General features: G+C 61.9%; 15 protein-coding genes and 1 pseudogene. 7 read left to right on the top strand and 9 right to left on the bottom strand.

Annotated elements, in window-relative coordinates; all coding sequences use genetic code 11:
- Positions 1-80: 80 nt before the first annotated feature.
- The 3 genes from NE852_RS14110 to NE852_RS14100 all read left to right on the top strand — a co-directional run bounded on the left by NE852_RS14110 (position 81) and on the right by NE852_RS14100 (position 1,862).
- Complete coding sequence (locus NE852_RS14110; protein WP_258155719.1) at positions 81-653, top strand: transglutaminase-like cysteine peptidase; 573 nt, start codon at positions 81-83, stop codon at positions 651-653.
- Between the two features lie 88 nt (positions 654-741).
- Complete coding sequence (locus NE852_RS14105) at positions 742-1,140, top strand: ester cyclase (protein WP_008533648.1); 399 nt, start codon at positions 742-744, stop codon at positions 1,138-1,140.
- A gap of 20 nt (positions 1,141-1,160) precedes the next feature.
- Positions 1,161-1,862 carry an isoprenylcysteine carboxylmethyltransferase family protein gene (locus NE852_RS14100; protein WP_008533649.1) on the top strand — a complete coding sequence of 234 codons (702 nt, stop codon included), beginning with the start codon at positions 1,161-1,163 and terminating at the stop codon, positions 1,860-1,862.
- A 308-nt stretch (positions 1,863-2,170) separates the two neighbouring features.
- On the opposite strand, the gene NE852_RS14095 is transcribed toward NE852_RS14100, so the two are convergent.
- The 3 genes from NE852_RS14095 to hutH all read right to left on the bottom strand — a co-directional run bounded on the left by NE852_RS14095 (position 2,171) and on the right by hutH (position 5,102).
- On the bottom strand, positions 2,171-2,701 hold the full coding sequence (locus NE852_RS14095; RefSeq protein WP_008533650.1) for a gamma carbonic anhydrase family protein: 531 nt from the start codon (positions 2,699-2,701) through the stop codon (positions 2,171-2,173).
- A gap of 9 nt (positions 2,702-2,710) precedes the next feature.
- Entirely contained in the window at positions 2,711-3,406 is a 696-nt protein-coding gene (locus NE852_RS14090) for a fumarylacetoacetate hydrolase family protein (protein WP_008533652.1), read from the bottom strand.
- 121 nt (positions 3,407-3,527) lie between these two features.
- A complete protein-coding gene (hutH, locus tag NE852_RS14085) occupies positions 3,528-5,102 on the bottom strand; it encodes a histidine ammonia-lyase (RefSeq protein WP_008533654.1) in 1,575 nt (524 codons plus the stop codon).
- Between the two features lie 131 nt (positions 5,103-5,233).
- On the opposite strand from hutH, the gene NE852_RS14080 reads away from it, so the two are divergent.
- Positions 5,234-6,217 carry a LysR substrate-binding domain-containing protein gene (locus tag NE852_RS14080; protein ID WP_008533655.1) on the top strand — a complete coding sequence of 328 codons (984 nt, stop codon included), beginning with the start codon at positions 5,234-5,236 and terminating at the stop codon, positions 6,215-6,217.
- A 62-nt stretch (positions 6,218-6,279) separates the two neighbouring features.
- Here the strand turns inward: NE852_RS14080 and NE852_RS14075 are convergent, their stop codons facing one another.
- Positions 6,280-6,663 (bottom strand): hypothetical protein, encoded by a 384-nt coding sequence (locus NE852_RS14075; protein ID WP_128623636.1) that lies wholly within the window; start codon positions 6,661-6,663, stop codon positions 6,280-6,282.
- A 14-nt stretch (positions 6,664-6,677) separates the two neighbouring features.
- On the opposite strand from NE852_RS14075, the gene NE852_RS14070 reads away from it, so the two are divergent.
- Positions 6,678-7,430 carry a nucleotidyltransferase domain-containing protein gene (locus NE852_RS14070; RefSeq protein WP_258155718.1) on the top strand — a complete coding sequence of 251 codons (753 nt, stop codon included), beginning with the start codon at positions 6,678-6,680 and terminating at the stop codon, positions 7,428-7,430.
- A 212-nt stretch (positions 7,431-7,642) separates the two neighbouring features.
- Here the strand turns inward: NE852_RS14070 and NE852_RS14065 are convergent, their stop codons facing one another.
- The 5 genes from NE852_RS14065 to NE852_RS14045 form a co-directional block, all read right to left on the bottom strand.
- Positions 7,643-8,605 (bottom strand): DMT family transporter, encoded by a 963-nt coding sequence (locus NE852_RS14065; RefSeq protein ID WP_258155717.1) that lies wholly within the window; start codon positions 8,603-8,605, stop codon positions 7,643-7,645.
- 171 nt (positions 8,606-8,776) lie between these two features.
- The gene (locus NE852_RS14060) at positions 8,777-9,457 is read right to left on the bottom strand and encodes a redoxin domain-containing protein (protein ID WP_008533658.1); all 681 of its coding nucleotides are present in this window, start codon (positions 9,455-9,457) and stop codon (positions 8,777-8,779) included.
- A 219-nt stretch (positions 9,458-9,676) separates the two neighbouring features.
- Positions 9,677-10,786, bottom strand: a complete 1,110-nt coding sequence (locus NE852_RS14055) for a sulfite oxidase (protein WP_008533659.1) — start codon at positions 10,784-10,786, stop codon at positions 9,677-9,679.
- A gap of 232 nt (positions 10,787-11,018) precedes the next feature.
- Positions 11,019-11,999 carry an SDR family oxidoreductase gene (locus NE852_RS14050; protein ID WP_008533661.1) on the bottom strand — a complete coding sequence of 327 codons (981 nt, stop codon included), beginning with the start codon at positions 11,997-11,999 and terminating at the stop codon, positions 11,019-11,021.
- Positions 12,000-12,151: 152 nt separating this feature from the next.
- Positions 12,152-12,709, bottom strand: coding sequence for a DUF308 domain-containing protein (locus NE852_RS14045; protein WP_008533662.1), 558 nt, complete (start codon positions 12,707-12,709; stop codon positions 12,152-12,154).
- Positions 12,710-12,849: 140 nt separating this feature from the next.
- Between NE852_RS14045 and NE852_RS14040 the strand changes: the two genes are divergently transcribed.
- A complete protein-coding gene (locus NE852_RS14040; protein ID WP_008533664.1) occupies positions 12,850-13,431 on the top strand; it encodes a TetR/AcrR family transcriptional regulator in 582 nt (193 codons plus the stop codon).
- A 247-nt stretch (positions 13,432-13,678) separates the two neighbouring features.
- A pseudogene (locus tag NE852_RS14035) lies at positions 13,679-14,196 on the top strand (GNAT family N-acetyltransferase).
- The last annotated feature ends 30 nt before the right edge of the window (positions 14,197-14,226 follow it).

Genomic DNA, 14,226 nt, shown 5'->3' with positions numbered 1-14,226 from the left:
TTAAATTCGCAAGTATAAAATTTTAATCAATTTTTATTCTCGCCGTGTTATTGTCGCGGAGGAAATACGGAGAATCGGCTTTGAGGCGTCTCTCTTCTGTTGCTGCGCTTTTATGCTTTCTTGTGCCTTTTCAGGCTGTTGCCGGATCGTCGCTGCCCGTGACGAGAAGCATCGGCGCGCCCGTGGGATTCGCGGCGGCCTGTGCCAAGTACAAGTGGCTGTGCGGCAGGATGGCGGGGCAACAGCTGAACGACGCTGCAGGCATAGCGCTTCTTCAAAAGGTCAACCGTGCCGTCAATGGACGCATTATTCCCGCAGAAGATAGCCCGTCTTCCCACGGGGATATCTGGTCGCTGCCGGTTGCCGGCCGCGGCGATTGCGAGGACTACGCCCTCCAGAAGATGAAGGACCTGATCGAGGGTGGTTTTCCATCGAACAGGCTGGCGCTTTCCGTCGTGATCGGACCGCACGATCAGAACCACGTTGTTCTGATCGCCCGCACGGATGGCGGCGATTACGTGCTCGACAATCTGACCAATTCCGTCCGGCTCTGGGGTATGACGGGTTATACGTTTCTGGCCACTCAAGATTTCCAATCGCGAACGGGCTGGCGCGTGACGCTTGCCGGGCCCCGCGCGGGCGAGTTCTCCTGAACCGAAAGCCTCGAGGTGGCCGCCCGTCGCTGGCAAGTGCAGATCCAAGCGCTATCTTTCCCTGAAAATCCGAGCCAGGGACGATCGCGTGACGAAAACCGAACTCGCAGAGATTTACCGCGGCTATATTGCTTGCCTGAACAGGCAGGACTGGCCCGGTCTCGGGCAATGCGTCGGCGGTGATGCGGTTCATAACGGCCGGCGGCTCGGGCTGTCGGGTTATATCGCGATGCTGGAGCGGGACTTCGACGAGATCCCCGATCTTCATTTCAACGTGCTGAAGCTCCTTTGCGATCCGCCTTACATCGCCTGCCGACTCGGCTTCAACTGTGCGCCGAAGGGGCAATTCCTCGGCCTCGATGTAAACGGCATGCGGCTTTCCTTCACCGAGAACGTGATCTACGAATTTCGCGGCGGCAAGATCGTCGAGGTGTGGTCGGTGATCGACAAGGCGGCGATCGAAGCTCAGCTTCGCGGCGAGGGCTAACCCAGGAGGCGGAGGTCGTCATGACTGAGCAGCAAGGCCGGTCCGGCCGAACGGCGACGCCATCGCTCGGATCGTTCGCCATGACAGTGATCGTCATGTTTGCCGCGCTGTTCTGGCCGGCCGGCACACTCGACTGGCCGCGCGGGTGGATCTTCCTCGGCCTCTTCCTGGCGCTGACGGCGATCGCGATCGTCTGGATACGGAAGACGAATCCGGAGCTGTTTGCGGCGCGCAGCAAATATCAGAAGGGCACAAAGCCCTGGGACGCGGTGGTGGCGACGCTGACGATCATCCTCTTTGCCGCCATTCTGCCGGTCGGCGCCTTCGACGACGGGCGCTTCCATTGGGCGCCGCAGCCCGGCTGGGTCGTCCTCATCGGCTATGTCATACTGATTGCGGGCTATCTCGGTCTCACCTGGGCGCAAGCGGTCAACCGCCACTTCGAGCCGACAGTGCGCATCCAGACCGACCGCGACCACAAGGTGATCGACACCGGCCCCTACGCCGTCATCCGCCATCCCGGATATGCGTTCGCCCTCTTGCTCGGCTTCGGCATGGCGCTGTCGCTCGGCTCGCTCTACGCGCTGATCCCCGCGGGGCTGCTGGTCGTCGTGCTTTTCGGCCGGACGCTGGGGGAGGAGGCGGAGCTGCGCAAGGGGCTCGCGGGGTACAAGCAGTATATGGAACGGGTGCGCTGGCGCTGGATTCCGGGGATTTGGTGAGCGCGAGACTTTACTTCTTTTCTTTGCAGGTGTGCCGTGTGGCACCCCCTCTGCCCTGCCGGGCATCTCCCCCACAAGGGTGGAGATCGGCAGGAGGCTCGCGCTTCCCACACATCTGCCGTTCTGCTTTGCTGATCCTTGGTTGATTGGGGAAGCCATTGCGCCCAGCCGATCTCCCTCCTTGTGGGGGAGATGCCCGGCAGGGCAGAGGGGGGTGCTACACGGCACACCGTCACCTCTCTTCGACCTCCTCGTGAAATGCCCGAAGGGGCCTCGACGGACGAGGGCGGCCACCTGCCTCCGTCCAATCACCCAATCGCCCGGAGATCCCGCGCAAATCGCTGCCAGTTCGCCACATAATTTTCCGCCGAACGGCGGATGCCGTCGATAGCCTTCTCATCCAGCACCCGCACCACACGCGCCGGCGCGCCGACGATGAGGGAATTGTCGGGGAATTCCTTGCCCTCCGTTACCAGCGCATTGGCGCCGACGAGGCAGTTGTTGCCGATCCTGGCGCCGTTCAGGATGGTGGCGCCCATGCCGATCAGCACGTTGTCGCCGAGCGTGCAGCCATGGAGGATGGCATGGTGGCCGATAGTGCAGCCTTTGCCCGTGGTCAGCGGAAAGCCCATGTCGGTATGGGCCATGACGCCTTCCTGGATGTTGGTGCCGGCGCCGATGGTGATCCTCTCATTGTCGCCGCGCAGCACCGAACCGAACCAGATGCCGACATTTTCGCCAAGCTCGATATCGCCGATCACATGGGCATCGGGCGCGATCCAGTGGAGGCCGGGGGCGGGCAGTTTCGGCGTCGATCCGCCAAGCGCGTAGACAGGCATGGCCTCTCCTCAGATGACGTCGACCGAGAGCGTGGCGACGCCGTCGATGCCGCAGGTGATGCGGTCGCCCCGCGCCACCGCGCCGACGCCGGCCGGTGTGCCGGTCATGATGACGTCGCCGGGCGCCAGCACGAAGAGCTTGGAGAGTTCGGCAATGATCTCCGGCACCTTCCAGATCATCTGGTTGAGGTCGCCATCCTGGACGCGCCTGCCGTTCTGCTCCAGCCAGATCCTGCCGTCAGCGGGATGGCCGAGGCGGCTTGCCGGGACGATCGCCGAGACGGGGGCGGAATGTTCGAAGGCTTTGGCAAGTTCCCAGGGGCGGCCGAGCTTCTTGGCCTCGCCCTGCAGGTCGCGGCGGGTGAAATCGATGCCGACCGCATAGCCGTAGATGCAGCCGAGCGCATCGGCGGCCTCGATGTTCGCGCCGCCCGATTTCAGCGCCAGCACGCATTCGACCTCGTAATGCACGTCTGATGACAGCGGCGGATAGGGAAAGGCATTGCCCGCCGGCAGCAGGTTGTCGGCATTCTTCTGGAAGAAGAAGGGCGGCTCGCGGCTTGGATCATGGCCCATCTCGATCGCATGGTCGGCATAATTGCGCCCGACGCAATAGACGCGGCGCACCGGGAAGCGCTCGTCGCTGCCTTCGACCGGCAGCAGAACCGGTGCGGGACGCGGGATGACGGTGGCGGGATGGGGCATGGCGCGCTCTTTATGTTGCGAGTCTTTCCCCATCTTAGACGCAAAACATCACGCTGGGGAAGCGCCGGTCGGGTGAGAAACCTTGCCGGCATGCCACATCATGATACACCGCCGAACATGGTCAACGAACGGTTTTGTCAGATGCTTTCAGCCGGCTGGCGAGGATTGCGAGGACTTCACCGTTGCCAAGCTGTTCCGTTACGCTGACGATATCGGGATAGAAGGCTCGATCCTCAGCTGCGACGGGAACGCGGCTGCGCACCAGATCATAAACGGCCTTGGTGACGGACGACGCCTTCGTGACCTCGAGGAAATCGAGCGCCTGGCATGCCACGAGCAGTTCGATCGCCAGGACCGACTCGAGCTTTTGCGACACCTTGTAAGCCTTGACGGCGGCGTTATAGGCGAAACTGACGGGATCCTCCTGATTTCCGCAGGTCGAAACGCTGTCCACGGTCGAGGGGAAGGAGAGCGCCTTCATCTCGCCAAGGAGGCCGGCGGCGGTGTACTGGACGATCATGTAGCCGCTGTTGAGGCCGGGATTGCGCACGAGGAACGCCGGAAGTTCGCTGAAATGCGAATTCACCATGCGGTCGGTACGGCGTTCGGAAATCTTGGCGAGGTTGGTCAGCGCGTTGCACAGGGTGTCGGCCGAGAGGCCGATATAGGAGCCGTCGAAATTGGCACCCGAGATTGCAATGCCGTCGTCGTCGCCAAGTGGATAGATCACCGGGTTGTCGCCGGAAGAGCCGATTTCATTCTCGATGCTGTGGCGGGCGTAGTCGATGAATGTGCGCGAGGCGCCATGGACTTGCGGGACGGCGCGCAGGCTGTAGGCGTCCTGCAGGCGATAGTCGATGTTGTCGGCAGCGAGGCGACTATCATGCAGGATGGCCCGGATGCGCCCGGCGCTTTCGGCCTGTCCCTTATGCGCCTTCACCGCGTGATAGCGCGCATCGTAGGCGCGGATCGTGCCCCTCAATGCTTCGAGCGACATTGCCGCTGCAAGATCGGCTACCTCCACCGACTGCAGGGCATTGTACAGCGCGAGAATGGAGATGGCCGTGACGGATGTCGTGCCGTTCAGCATGGCGAGGCCCTCCTTGCATTGCAGGTCGATCGGCTTCAGACCGACTTGCTTGAGCGCCGTGGCGCCATCGACCAACTCGCCGCCATTGACTCTCGCCTGGCCTTCGCCAAGCAGGACAAGAGCGAGATGGCCTTCCACGGCGAGGTATCCGACCGATCCTTCGCCCGGGGCGAATGGCACGACCTCGTTGTTGAGAAGGCCGGCGATCAGTTCCAGAAGCTCCAGACGGACGCCGGAATAGCCCTTTCCCAGGCTGACGAGAATCATGAGCTGAATGGCGCGCACCTGCTCGCGATTGAGCGGCTCGCCGACGGAGACGGCATGCGAGCGGACGATATTGACCTGCAGCCGGCCTGCGTCCTCGGGCGGGATCACATGACGAACGTTGTCGCCAAAGCCCGTCGTGACGCCATAGACAAGTCGATTCTCCGACAGAAAGCGCTCGACCAGACGTCGCGACTTGCGAACGCGCTCCTCGTACGCACTGGAAAAGCTCACTTTGGCGGAGTAGCGAGCCACGGCTATGAACTCCTCGATCGCCGGATCCTTGTCGCCGAGGACGACTTCGCGAATTGTTCGAGGATGACGATTGGAAAGGATGGACATGGCTGCTCCGGATGAGATCTGCGTTCGGGTTGATGTAATCTGAAGGTAGAGCTTCCGAACTGCCGATGATATCTGGCATTTTCTGATATTTTTGCTAGTTTTTCTAAAATAGACAGGCGAGAATCCCAAAAATGAGTTCGTTGCCGCCCTTACGCGCACTGCAGGTATTCGAGACGGTTGGACATTGCGGGAGTATTTCCCGTGCTGCGCAGCATCTGGGCATATCCGTCGGTGCCGTCAGCCAGCACATGAAGATCCTCGAGAGCCATCTGGATGCCACCCTGACGGTGAAAGAGGGGCAGAGGGTCCGATTGAGTGCGATAGGCGAGCGATTTCATGCGCGTTGCCGGACGGCTTTCGAGGAGCTTCGGGCTGCCACGGCGGAACTCGAGAGAACGAAGAAATCCGCAACCCTCTATGTCAGCTCGCTGCCGTCGATCCTCGCCAAGTGGCTGGCGCCGATGCTTTATGATTGGAACAGGAACCACGGCCGGGCGGAGCTTTATCTCGACGGAACTCTCGAAGATACGTCCGAAGCGGAGGGAGCGGACTTCCGCATCGGTTATGGCCAGGGAGGGGGCAATTTCGAGAACCGGGCAGAGTTGTTCCGTGATTGTATCGTCCCTGCCTGCGCACCCGGTTATATTGAAGGCTCGTCGACGGTCCCGCGGCCGGAACGGCTATTGGCCTATCCTTTGATCTCTATCGATTCCAGACCGAAGTTCGACTCGCCGCCTTCGTGGCCGGACTGGTTCGACGATTGCGGCGGCGGAGTTCCGGAAACGGTACCGGTATCGCTTCGCTGTTCTTCCTCCAGCGTGGCCGTCCAGGCTGCCATCGACGGACAGGGTATCGTGCTTGCGCAATATGCGATGATTGCTGCGGACTTGAAGGCGGGCAAGCTGGTTATCCCTTTTCATCACGCAATGTTGCTTCCCTCGTCCTATTTCATCAGCTGGCATCCCAATGCTTTGTACAAATCACAATGTCAGGATTTCCATCGGTGGATCATTGCGCGCGGTCGTGAACAGCAGCGCGCGGTTCAGGACGTCATCGCCCGAAACAAGCACTGCCTTCAGGATCCCGAGGCCGGGCTTGTTTGCGATGTCGAATAGCCGTTAGGCCGGCCGGCATTGCAGTTGCAATTTCCTTCGAGGCCGATGGAATTGCCGCTCGATCATTCCCCGCCGGCGTCGGACAGCGCGTCGGGCACGCCGGCATATTTGGTCTCGATGAATGCCTGGTGGGCGGCCAGCGCTGCGGCGTCGGCCTTGTGCACGACGGTGGCGGGATGGAGCATGGCGGGCCTTCCTCTGTTTATCGAGTCTTTCGCGCATCTTAGACGGAAAACGGCGGGCCGGGGAAGCATTCTCGGCGCATTGACGCTATCGCCGCCGAGCGATATCGTCGCGCCCATGAACAGGATTTTCGCAATTTTCACGTCGTCTACATCAACCGCCTGGCGGTGGGTGGAAGACGCGTGAACTGAACTCCGTTCATTGCAGAAGACACCAACCCGCCGGAAACGAGCGGGTTTTTTGTTGCCGCTCGTCTCCCGCATTCGAGGACGAGATCGTGGACGATATCCAGAAACAGTGTCTTGCGGATCGGGCGCTTGCCGCCGCTCGCCGCTTTATCGCCAGCCGTTATGGCGGGGCCGCTTTCGCTTATGTCGCCGGCTCCATCATGCGCGGCGAGGGGACGGCCTTTTCGGATATCGATCTCGTCGTCGTCTTCCCGTCGCTCGACAGAGCCTGGCGGGAATCCTTCACCGAAGACGGTTTTCCGGTCGAGGCCTTCGTCCACGATCCGCAGACGCTGGCGCATTATCTCCATGCAGACGCAGAGAGCGGCTATCCCATCATGGTCAACATGGTCGCGACGGGCAGCATATGGGGGGCGGATATCGAGCGCGCGCGCCTCATCCAGGCAAAAGCGGCCGAAATGCTAGCGGCGGGGCCGAAACCTCTCGACGGCCCGAGCTATGACACGCTGCGCTACAAGGTCACCGATCTCGCCGACGACCTGCGCGGCGACCGCCCGCCCGAAGAGATAGCGGCCATCGCCGCACTTCTCTACCAGCAGCTCGCCGACCTGATCCTGCTCGGCCGCGGCGCATGGACCGGCCGCGGCAAGTGGGCGCCGCGCCTGATGCGCAAGCTCGACGCGCAGCTGGCAGCCGAATTCGAAGCGGCGTTCAGGGTGGCGGCAGCGGGCGACGGTGCGCGGTTCCTGGCTCTGGCCGATCGGGAACTTGCCCTGCACGGCGGGCACTATTTCGACGGGTTCAGGCAGGAGGCTTCGTTGGAGGCGCGGCGGCTGGAATAGGTGCGAGCGCTCAAGAGAGCCTCACCCTGAGGTGCCCCGCAGGGGCCTCGAAGGGCGAGGCGGGTGCGATGAATGGCAGGGAGCAGCGCTGCGGCGCGTGCTTCGAGGCTCCGCCCTCTCGGGCTGCGCACCTCAGCATGAGGAGCGTTGGAGAATGCCGCGATTGTTCCTCACCCTAACCCTCTCCCCGCTTGTAGGGCGAGGGGACGTGGCTAAGCCTCCGCTCTGGTCGGTTGCTTCAGCAGGATGATGAGCAGCAAGCCGGCGACGATGAGTGCGGCGCCTTCGAGATGATAGCGTTGCAACTGTTCGCCGAGGAAGAGGTAGGCGAGCACGGCGATAAAGACCGTCTGGATATAAAGCAGCACGCCCGCCCGCGCCGCCCCCAGGGCCTCGATGCTGCGATTGAAGAGATAATACATGACCGCGCCGCCCGGGATCGCGACATAGCCGAGCGCGATCAGGCCGCTGGTATTCAGCGCCGAGCGCTCGTCGGAGACAAGCTCAAAAAGGTAGAAGGGCAGCGCCGTCAGCACCGCCGCACCGAGGAGGAGGACCAGCAGCGCGAGGCGATTGAGATCAAATTTCGCCCGGCGGAGCAGGACGGTATAGAGGCTGAAACAGAACGCGCCGGCGACGATCCACAGCTCTCCGGGATTGAGGTCGAGACGCAAGAGCGCAGCCGGGCTGCCCTTGACGATGATGACCACGATTCCAAGAAAGGCGAGGATCGATCCGATCACCTGCCAGCGTCCCATCGGCTCAGCCAGGATGAGACGGGCAAAAATCATGGTGATGATCGGGATCAGGGCGATGATGATGCCGGCGGTGGTGGCATCGGCATGTTCGAGGCCGACAAAAATCAGGCCCTGGCAGATCGCAAGCCCCATACCGCCGATGGCGAGAAGCTCGAGGCCGCGAGCCCGTACGAGCGCGACCATGGCGCCGAAGTGCCGATACACGATCGGCATCAGGATCGCCCAGGCGATCAGCACGCGCCAGAAGCAAAGCGCCCAGGGCGGCATCTCCGAAGAAACCCATTTCGCGGCGATATAGACGCCGGCCGACAGCAGCCAGCAGAAAACCCCCACCGAATAAGCGCCTGCAAGCGAACCGCCCGCCGCCTGTTCCGTCCCGACCATGTCGCGATGGACCGCCAAGACATGTATCGCCATGGCCCAGTTATGCCACAATTCCCGAGCGCTGCACAGATGAAGGCGGCGGCACTTCACCTATTGCGCAAGGACGACCTCCAGCGACGGCGGGTCGGCTACGATAAAACGCATTTCCCGAGGACCAGACGCTGGCTGCTTGGGACCGATCGCCAACGCGCCTCGCCACGCAGCTTAGCGTCCAAGGTCGCCCGCGGCGGCGATGATCTCCGCTGCAGTCGGGAAGGTGGAGAGGCTGTTCGGTCCGTCCAGCGCCTCGATTTGTGCCCAGCCGATGGTGCCGTCCGCATCGACCAGGAAGTGCCCGACGAGCTGGGTAGCGTGGTTCGCGAAGATCGCTTTATCGGCTTCATCAAGCTCGAAGCCGTCCTTGGCGTTGAGTATCGTGTTGCCTTCCATCGGGTGTAGCGGTTGCGGCAGCTCGCCCGTGGGGTTGATGCGTGCCGCCTGGAACTGCTCCATCGTCGCGGTATAGGGCCATTCGGGTTGCTCGCTGCTCCCATCGGGCAGGAACTCGGCATGCGGCACACCGTAGGCCCGATGCGTGTGGCAGTCCGGATCGCATAGTAGCGTTACCGGCGTCGGACGGTGGCGGAAGTACAGGCGGGCGCGTTCCACCGGGGTGTTGATAACGGCCACGGTCTCCACCCCGGCGGCGCGCAGGGTCGGCTGGACGCCCGCAAGCTGTTCTACCTGACGCCGGCAGAACGGGCAGTGCAGCCCGCGAAAGAAGCCGATCAAGAACGGGCGACCGCTCAAGTCGGCGAAAGAGACCGTTCCGTCGAAGTTGGCCGCGGCGAGTGCGAACGCGGGGGCGGTTTCTCCAGGTTGCAGCGGGTGCTTTTGGTCTCCCATGGAAGAATTCCTTTCTCGCATCGTCCAGGGTGAAACGACCGAAATCCAACTATATCACTTGTTGCAGGAAGGCTCACCGCTCCGACCGGCGTCAAAGCTGCCCCCGCATCTTGCCTCTGCGTCCGGTAGAAGGTCCTACAGTCCGCAAGCGGGGACGAGGTGGAAGGTCGTTCACTTCCGGAATGCGCGATCAGCCGCCATTCCGCCCCATGCGGGTGATCAGATCACGAATTCCTCCTGGTATGTCTGTGGCTCGGGAACGACCGTAACCTCCACCGGAATGATCCAATTGGCCGCGTAGCTCTCGCAGTCGGAACGCTGGAGGTCGGGTTGCACGCGCCCCGCCCCATCGATCGCGCGACATCGCAGTGTATATCGGCCCACTTCTTGAGGGGTCCACATGTACTCCCACAAGCGCCATGCAAAGGGACGTTCTGTTTCGAGGAGCCTTCCCTCGCGCCAGCCCCTGCCATCTCCGGTGCAGACCTGCACCTGCCGGATAGGAGCTTCTCCGCTCCAGGCGGCTCCGAAAATCCGGTACGGTTGGCCGACACTGAGATGCGCCCCCTGTACGGGACGCGCGATCTGCGCTTTGACCTCCATCTCCGCAAGGGGGACCAGCGTGGGTTCCCCGAGGCTGCGCTCCCAACGGAAATAGTCGCGCGCCTGCCAGTAGCCAAGGAACGGTTGCTCCACAACCGTGATATCAGTGATCCACTTGACCCAAGCCATGCCGAACCAGCCACCGACGACCGCGCGCAGCGGATAGCCGTGATCGCGCGTCAGCGGCTCGTCGTTCATCGAATAGGCAAGGATCGTGCTGTCGGCGATGGCCTTCTCAAGCGGTAAACTGCGCGCAAAAGCGATGGGGCCGGGAGAAGCCGTTTTCTTGTTCGAGTCGACGATGCCGCTGTCGGCGCCTGCGAGCAGAACCTCACATGCGGTTCGCTTGACGCCCGCCATTTCCAAAATCTCGCGCAGAAGAACACCTGTCCACGCGGCATTGCCAACGGCTCCGTTCTGCCACTGCAACCCCTCCCTCGGCGGCTCATAGTAGACACGCCCGTTCCCTGCGCACTCGACGACGGCGGTCAAAGTCGTGCTCCGCATCGCCTTGATGCTGTCGAGGTCAAGTTCGATCGGCCGCTCCACCGCCCCGCCAACGCGCAATTTCCAGTCTCGCGCATCGAGGTCCGGCGACGGGAAATGGTTTCGCACGAAGAACTGCGCGGTTGGGATCAGCCAATCGGAGAGCGACGCAAACGGAAACTCAATGTTCTGTGGGGATTTCTGTCGAACTATCAGACTGGGTTGCTGTGGTGTCGGCATCGTCCTCGTCTCCCTTCCAAGAGCACAACGTCGGCGTTCGGTCGCGCGAATTCTGGTTCGATCACACCGCTTCTCGCAGTGCCTCTGCCGCATTCCGCCTTAAGGCCGCACTCTAGCACATACCGCAGGTTCCTAGGATCGACCTCGAACGGCAGCAACAGGCCGATAGCGGTCGAAGCGTCACGGCAATTTTGTACCAACCGCGAACACCAAACCCCTGCAACGAACCAAGCTAACCAAGAGCGCCTTGCTCTGCGCAAATCCTGTCGATCAGCGCATCCAGTTCACCCCTCGGCGGGCGGTTTTTGGCTAACCGCTGCTTGAGGTGCATGATCGGCTCGGTCAGGATTTCATCGAGGCTTTCGGCGCAGGTGAAGTCGCCAGCCACGCGCTTGACCTTGGAATTGTCGAAAATGGCCGTCCAGGCCTTGTCGCCGAGGAGGGGGCCGATCCATTCGGGATTGTATCTGATCAGCGTGTCCGTCGGGACGTGGACGATCTCAGCCTCCACGCCGAGCAATCTGGCGATCGTCTTCTGGATGTCGTCCCAGATGTGGGCGCGGTCCGAGGTGATGTGGAAAATCTCTTTCAGCGCCGCCGCCTTGCCGAAAAGTCCGACGAAGGGCACGGCGAAATCGACCGAGCGGGTCAGCGTCCAGGGCGTGTGGCCGTCGCCCGCGACGATGGTGGGCTCGCCGTCCAGCATGCGTCTTGCCATGACGTCGCTGTCGCCCATCATGATCGGCAGGCCGGTGCGAACCGTGTGGCTGGGGCGGACGATCGTCCAGGCGAGATTGCCGGATTTTTTCAACAGTTCCTCGCAGGCGATCTTGGCCTGGCTATAGGGCCAGTAGGGATTGATCGACGGCGTCTCCTCGGTGATCACGTAATGACGCGGCGGTTTTTCGTAGACCGAGGCCGAGGAGATGAAGATGTACTGGCCGCAATTGCCGGAGAACACCTCGATATCGCGGGCGACCTGATCTGATGTAAACGCGATGAACTGGCAGACGACATCATAGGTGCCCTTGGCGAGATCCGCGTAGGCGCTCGATCCCAACTCGCCCGCGATCGAGGTGACGCCCGCGGGCAGGGGCGCGCTTCGCAAGCCGCGATTGAAGACGCTGACATGATGGCCCTCGGCAACGGCGCGTTCGACACATGGATAGGAGATCTGGCCGGTGCCGCCAATGAAAAGGACTTTCAAAGCCATGAAGTGACCTCAGGGTCTGTGGGCGGGATATGCGGTCACTCTTCATAGCGCGAAAGAGCTTGATCGTCTTCCGCAAATCTCAGGCCGCTCTGATTGCGGCGCCTGGCCTTTCGGCGGCAGTTCAGGGCTGCCGCCGCAGAACCGGACAGCGCCTATGCTTGCGCCTTGCGATAGGCTGCGACGGCGAGCCAGATTGCCGAAAGCAGGAAGTAGAACGCGCCGAATGCCGCATAGGGGACGATATCCAGGATGGTCGGTGCTGTGGTGGCGAGGGACTGGCTGATCATGAAGCCGCCGGCAAGGGCCGATTGGGCGCCGCTCAGGATCATCACCCATTGGGCGCCGTAGAGGCGCCAGCGCCTGACGCCGGTATAGAGTTGCAACAGGCCGGAAAAGATCGCCCAAACGCCGAATGCGGCGAGAACCGCATAGGTGCTGTTGCTGACGGCGATGACGATGGCGAGCGTCATGATCGTGCTGACCACGACATTCAGTGCCTGGGACGGGTTGGCCTTCAGGCCGCCGTTGACCCGGGCGTCGACCAGATTGGCGAGCGCATCCCAGAGCGGGTAGATCACCAGCAGGACGGCGGCGGGGCCCGACTGGCGCCCCAGGAGAATGGCGGTGGCAATCCAGGTAACGGAGAATGCGGCGCGCGTGAAATAATAGGATGGCAGCCAGTTGGACTGGGTTGAGGAAGAGCTTTGCATTGGCAGGTTCCTTGTTGTTTGCCTACCTACTAGTAGGAAGTCTGGCATATCGAGTCAACGTCGCGACCGGACACCTTGTTGTGAGAGGATGAGGGCAGCAACAGGCTTGACAATCTGCCTACCAGAAGGTAGGCGACGCTATGAAATCAATAGCTTCGACTTCGGATAAGATCCTCGACGTCGCCCAGTCGCTCATCGTGGCGGGCGGCTATAACGGCTTCAGCTATGCCGACATCTCCGACGCGATCGGCATCCGCAAGGCGAGCATCCACCATCATTTTCCTGCGAAGGCCGCGCTGGTCGCGGTGCTGGTGGATCGCTATGTCAAACAGGCGGAGGCGGGTTTGCAGTCCCTGCGCGAGCAGGTCGCAAGCCCTGCCGATCAGCTGCAGTTCTACACCAACTATTGGCACAGATGCATTCGGGACGCGTCGCAGCCCTTCTGCGTCTGCGCGATGCTCGCCAGCGAGATGCAGATGCTGCCCGACGAGGTCGCATCGCGCGTGCGCGCCCATTTCCGAAATCTGGCGGCATGGCTGACCTTGGTGCTGCAGGCAGGAATGGAGCAGGGCCTGTTCCGGCTGGACAAGCGGCCGGAAGAGCAGGCCCAGATGCTGATGGCCTCGGTTCATGGAGCGATGCTTTCGGCCAGGGCGCTTGGCGATCCCGAGCTGTTTATCGCGGTGGTTGGACCTGAGATCGCGAGGCTGCGGGCCGCATAGCGATCTCCTTCCGTCTATCTGGAGGATGCGGCGCCGAGCCCAAGAGAGCCTCATCCCGCAAGGGGCCTCGAAGGACGAGGCGGGTGCGCCGGCTGGCGGTTAATGGATGCAAGGAGGGTTTGCTGCGGCGTGTCCTTCGAGGCTTCGGCCTCTGGTCTGCGCGCCTCGTCAGGATGAGGAGCGTTGGAGATTGCCGTGGCCGGCAAGAGGTGCTGAGGATATCGTGTCCTCAATGAAGAAGCAGACGATGCTCGAAAAAGAATTCACTGGCTCAGCGTCTCCGGCGATCCGGCATACTGCGAGATTGCAGCTGAGAACTCCCGTGGCCGGAGATATTCATTTTCTGACCGAGCTTTTTTCCCGACCGGAGTTGGTTGCACATCGGCCTGTGCCGCGGCCGGATTCGCCGGAAGAAAGTGCTGCGAGGCTTTCCCGTGACATCGGTCATTGGAAAGATCACGGCTTCGGGCGCTGGGCGGCCGAGGCAGCAGGCGCGCTGATCGGTTTCGGCGGCGTGACCCTTTCCAAGGAATTTGGCGGCCTTAATCTTTCCTATCATCTCCAGCCTGAAAGCTGGGGGCAAGGATATGCCACGGAGCTGGTGCGGGAAACGCTGGCCTTTGCTTTCGACGAGCTGCATGCGGGGCGCGTGATCGGGCTGGTGCGTCCCATCAATGCCGCATCCTCGAGAAATTCGGCTTCCGTGTCGAGCGCGAGGTGATGCTGCATGGCGCGCCGACGAACATGTACGCGCTCGGCACATAGAGGAGCATCTGCGCAGAACTGTCGCTGCGC

The sequence above is a fragment of the Rhizobium sp. Pop5 genome, from assembly GCF_024721175.1.
Taxonomy (GTDB): Bacteria; Pseudomonadota; Alphaproteobacteria; order Rhizobiales; family Rhizobiaceae; genus Rhizobium.
The sequence above is the reverse complement of the archived record's forward strand: the minus strand, read 5'-3'. Positions and strand labels throughout refer to the sequence as shown.

What these genes read in the sequence shown, in the direction of transcription:
- NE852_RS14100 (WP_008533649.1), top strand. Translation starts at nt 1,161, where the DNA reads ATGACTGAGCAGCAAGGCCGGTCCGGCCGAACGGCGACGCCATCGCTC.
- NE852_RS14095 (WP_008533650.1), bottom strand. Translation starts at nt 2,701, where the DNA reads ATGCCTGTCTACGCGCTTGGCGGATCGACGCCGAAACTGCCCGCCCCC.
- NE852_RS14090 (WP_008533652.1), bottom strand. Translation starts at nt 3,406, where the DNA reads ATGCCCCATCCCGCCACCGTCATCCCGCGTCCCGCACCGGTTCTGCTG.
- hutH (WP_008533654.1), bottom strand. Translation starts at nt 5,102, where the DNA reads ATGTCCATCCTTTCCAATCGTCATCCTCGAACAATTCGCGAAGTCGTC.
- NE852_RS14080 (WP_008533655.1), top strand. Translation starts at nt 5,234, where the DNA reads ATGAGTTCGTTGCCGCCCTTACGCGCACTGCAGGTATTCGAGACGGTT.
- NE852_RS14075 (WP_128623636.1), bottom strand. Translation starts at nt 6,663, where the DNA reads ATGCGGGAGACGAGCGGCAACAAAAAACCCGCTCGTTTCCGGCGGGTT.
- NE852_RS14065 (WP_258155717.1), bottom strand. Translation starts at nt 8,605, where the DNA reads ATGGCGATACATGTCTTGGCGGTCCATCGCGACATGGTCGGGACGGAA.
- NE852_RS14060 (WP_008533658.1), bottom strand. Translation starts at nt 9,457, where the DNA reads ATGGGAGACCAAAAGCACCCGCTGCAACCTGGAGAAACCGCCCCCGCG.
- NE852_RS14055 (WP_008533659.1), bottom strand. Translation starts at nt 10,786, where the DNA reads ATGCCGACACCACAGCAACCCAGTCTGATAGTTCGACAGAAATCCCCA.
- NE852_RS14050 (WP_008533661.1), bottom strand. Translation starts at nt 11,999, where the DNA reads ATGGCTTTGAAAGTCCTTTTCATTGGCGGCACCGGCCAGATCTCCTAT.
- NE852_RS14045 (WP_008533662.1), bottom strand. Translation starts at nt 12,709, where the DNA reads ATGCAAAGCTCTTCCTCAACCCAGTCCAACTGGCTGCCATCCTATTAT.
- NE852_RS14040 (WP_008533664.1), top strand. Translation starts at nt 12,850, where the DNA reads ATGAAATCAATAGCTTCGACTTCGGATAAGATCCTCGACGTCGCCCAG.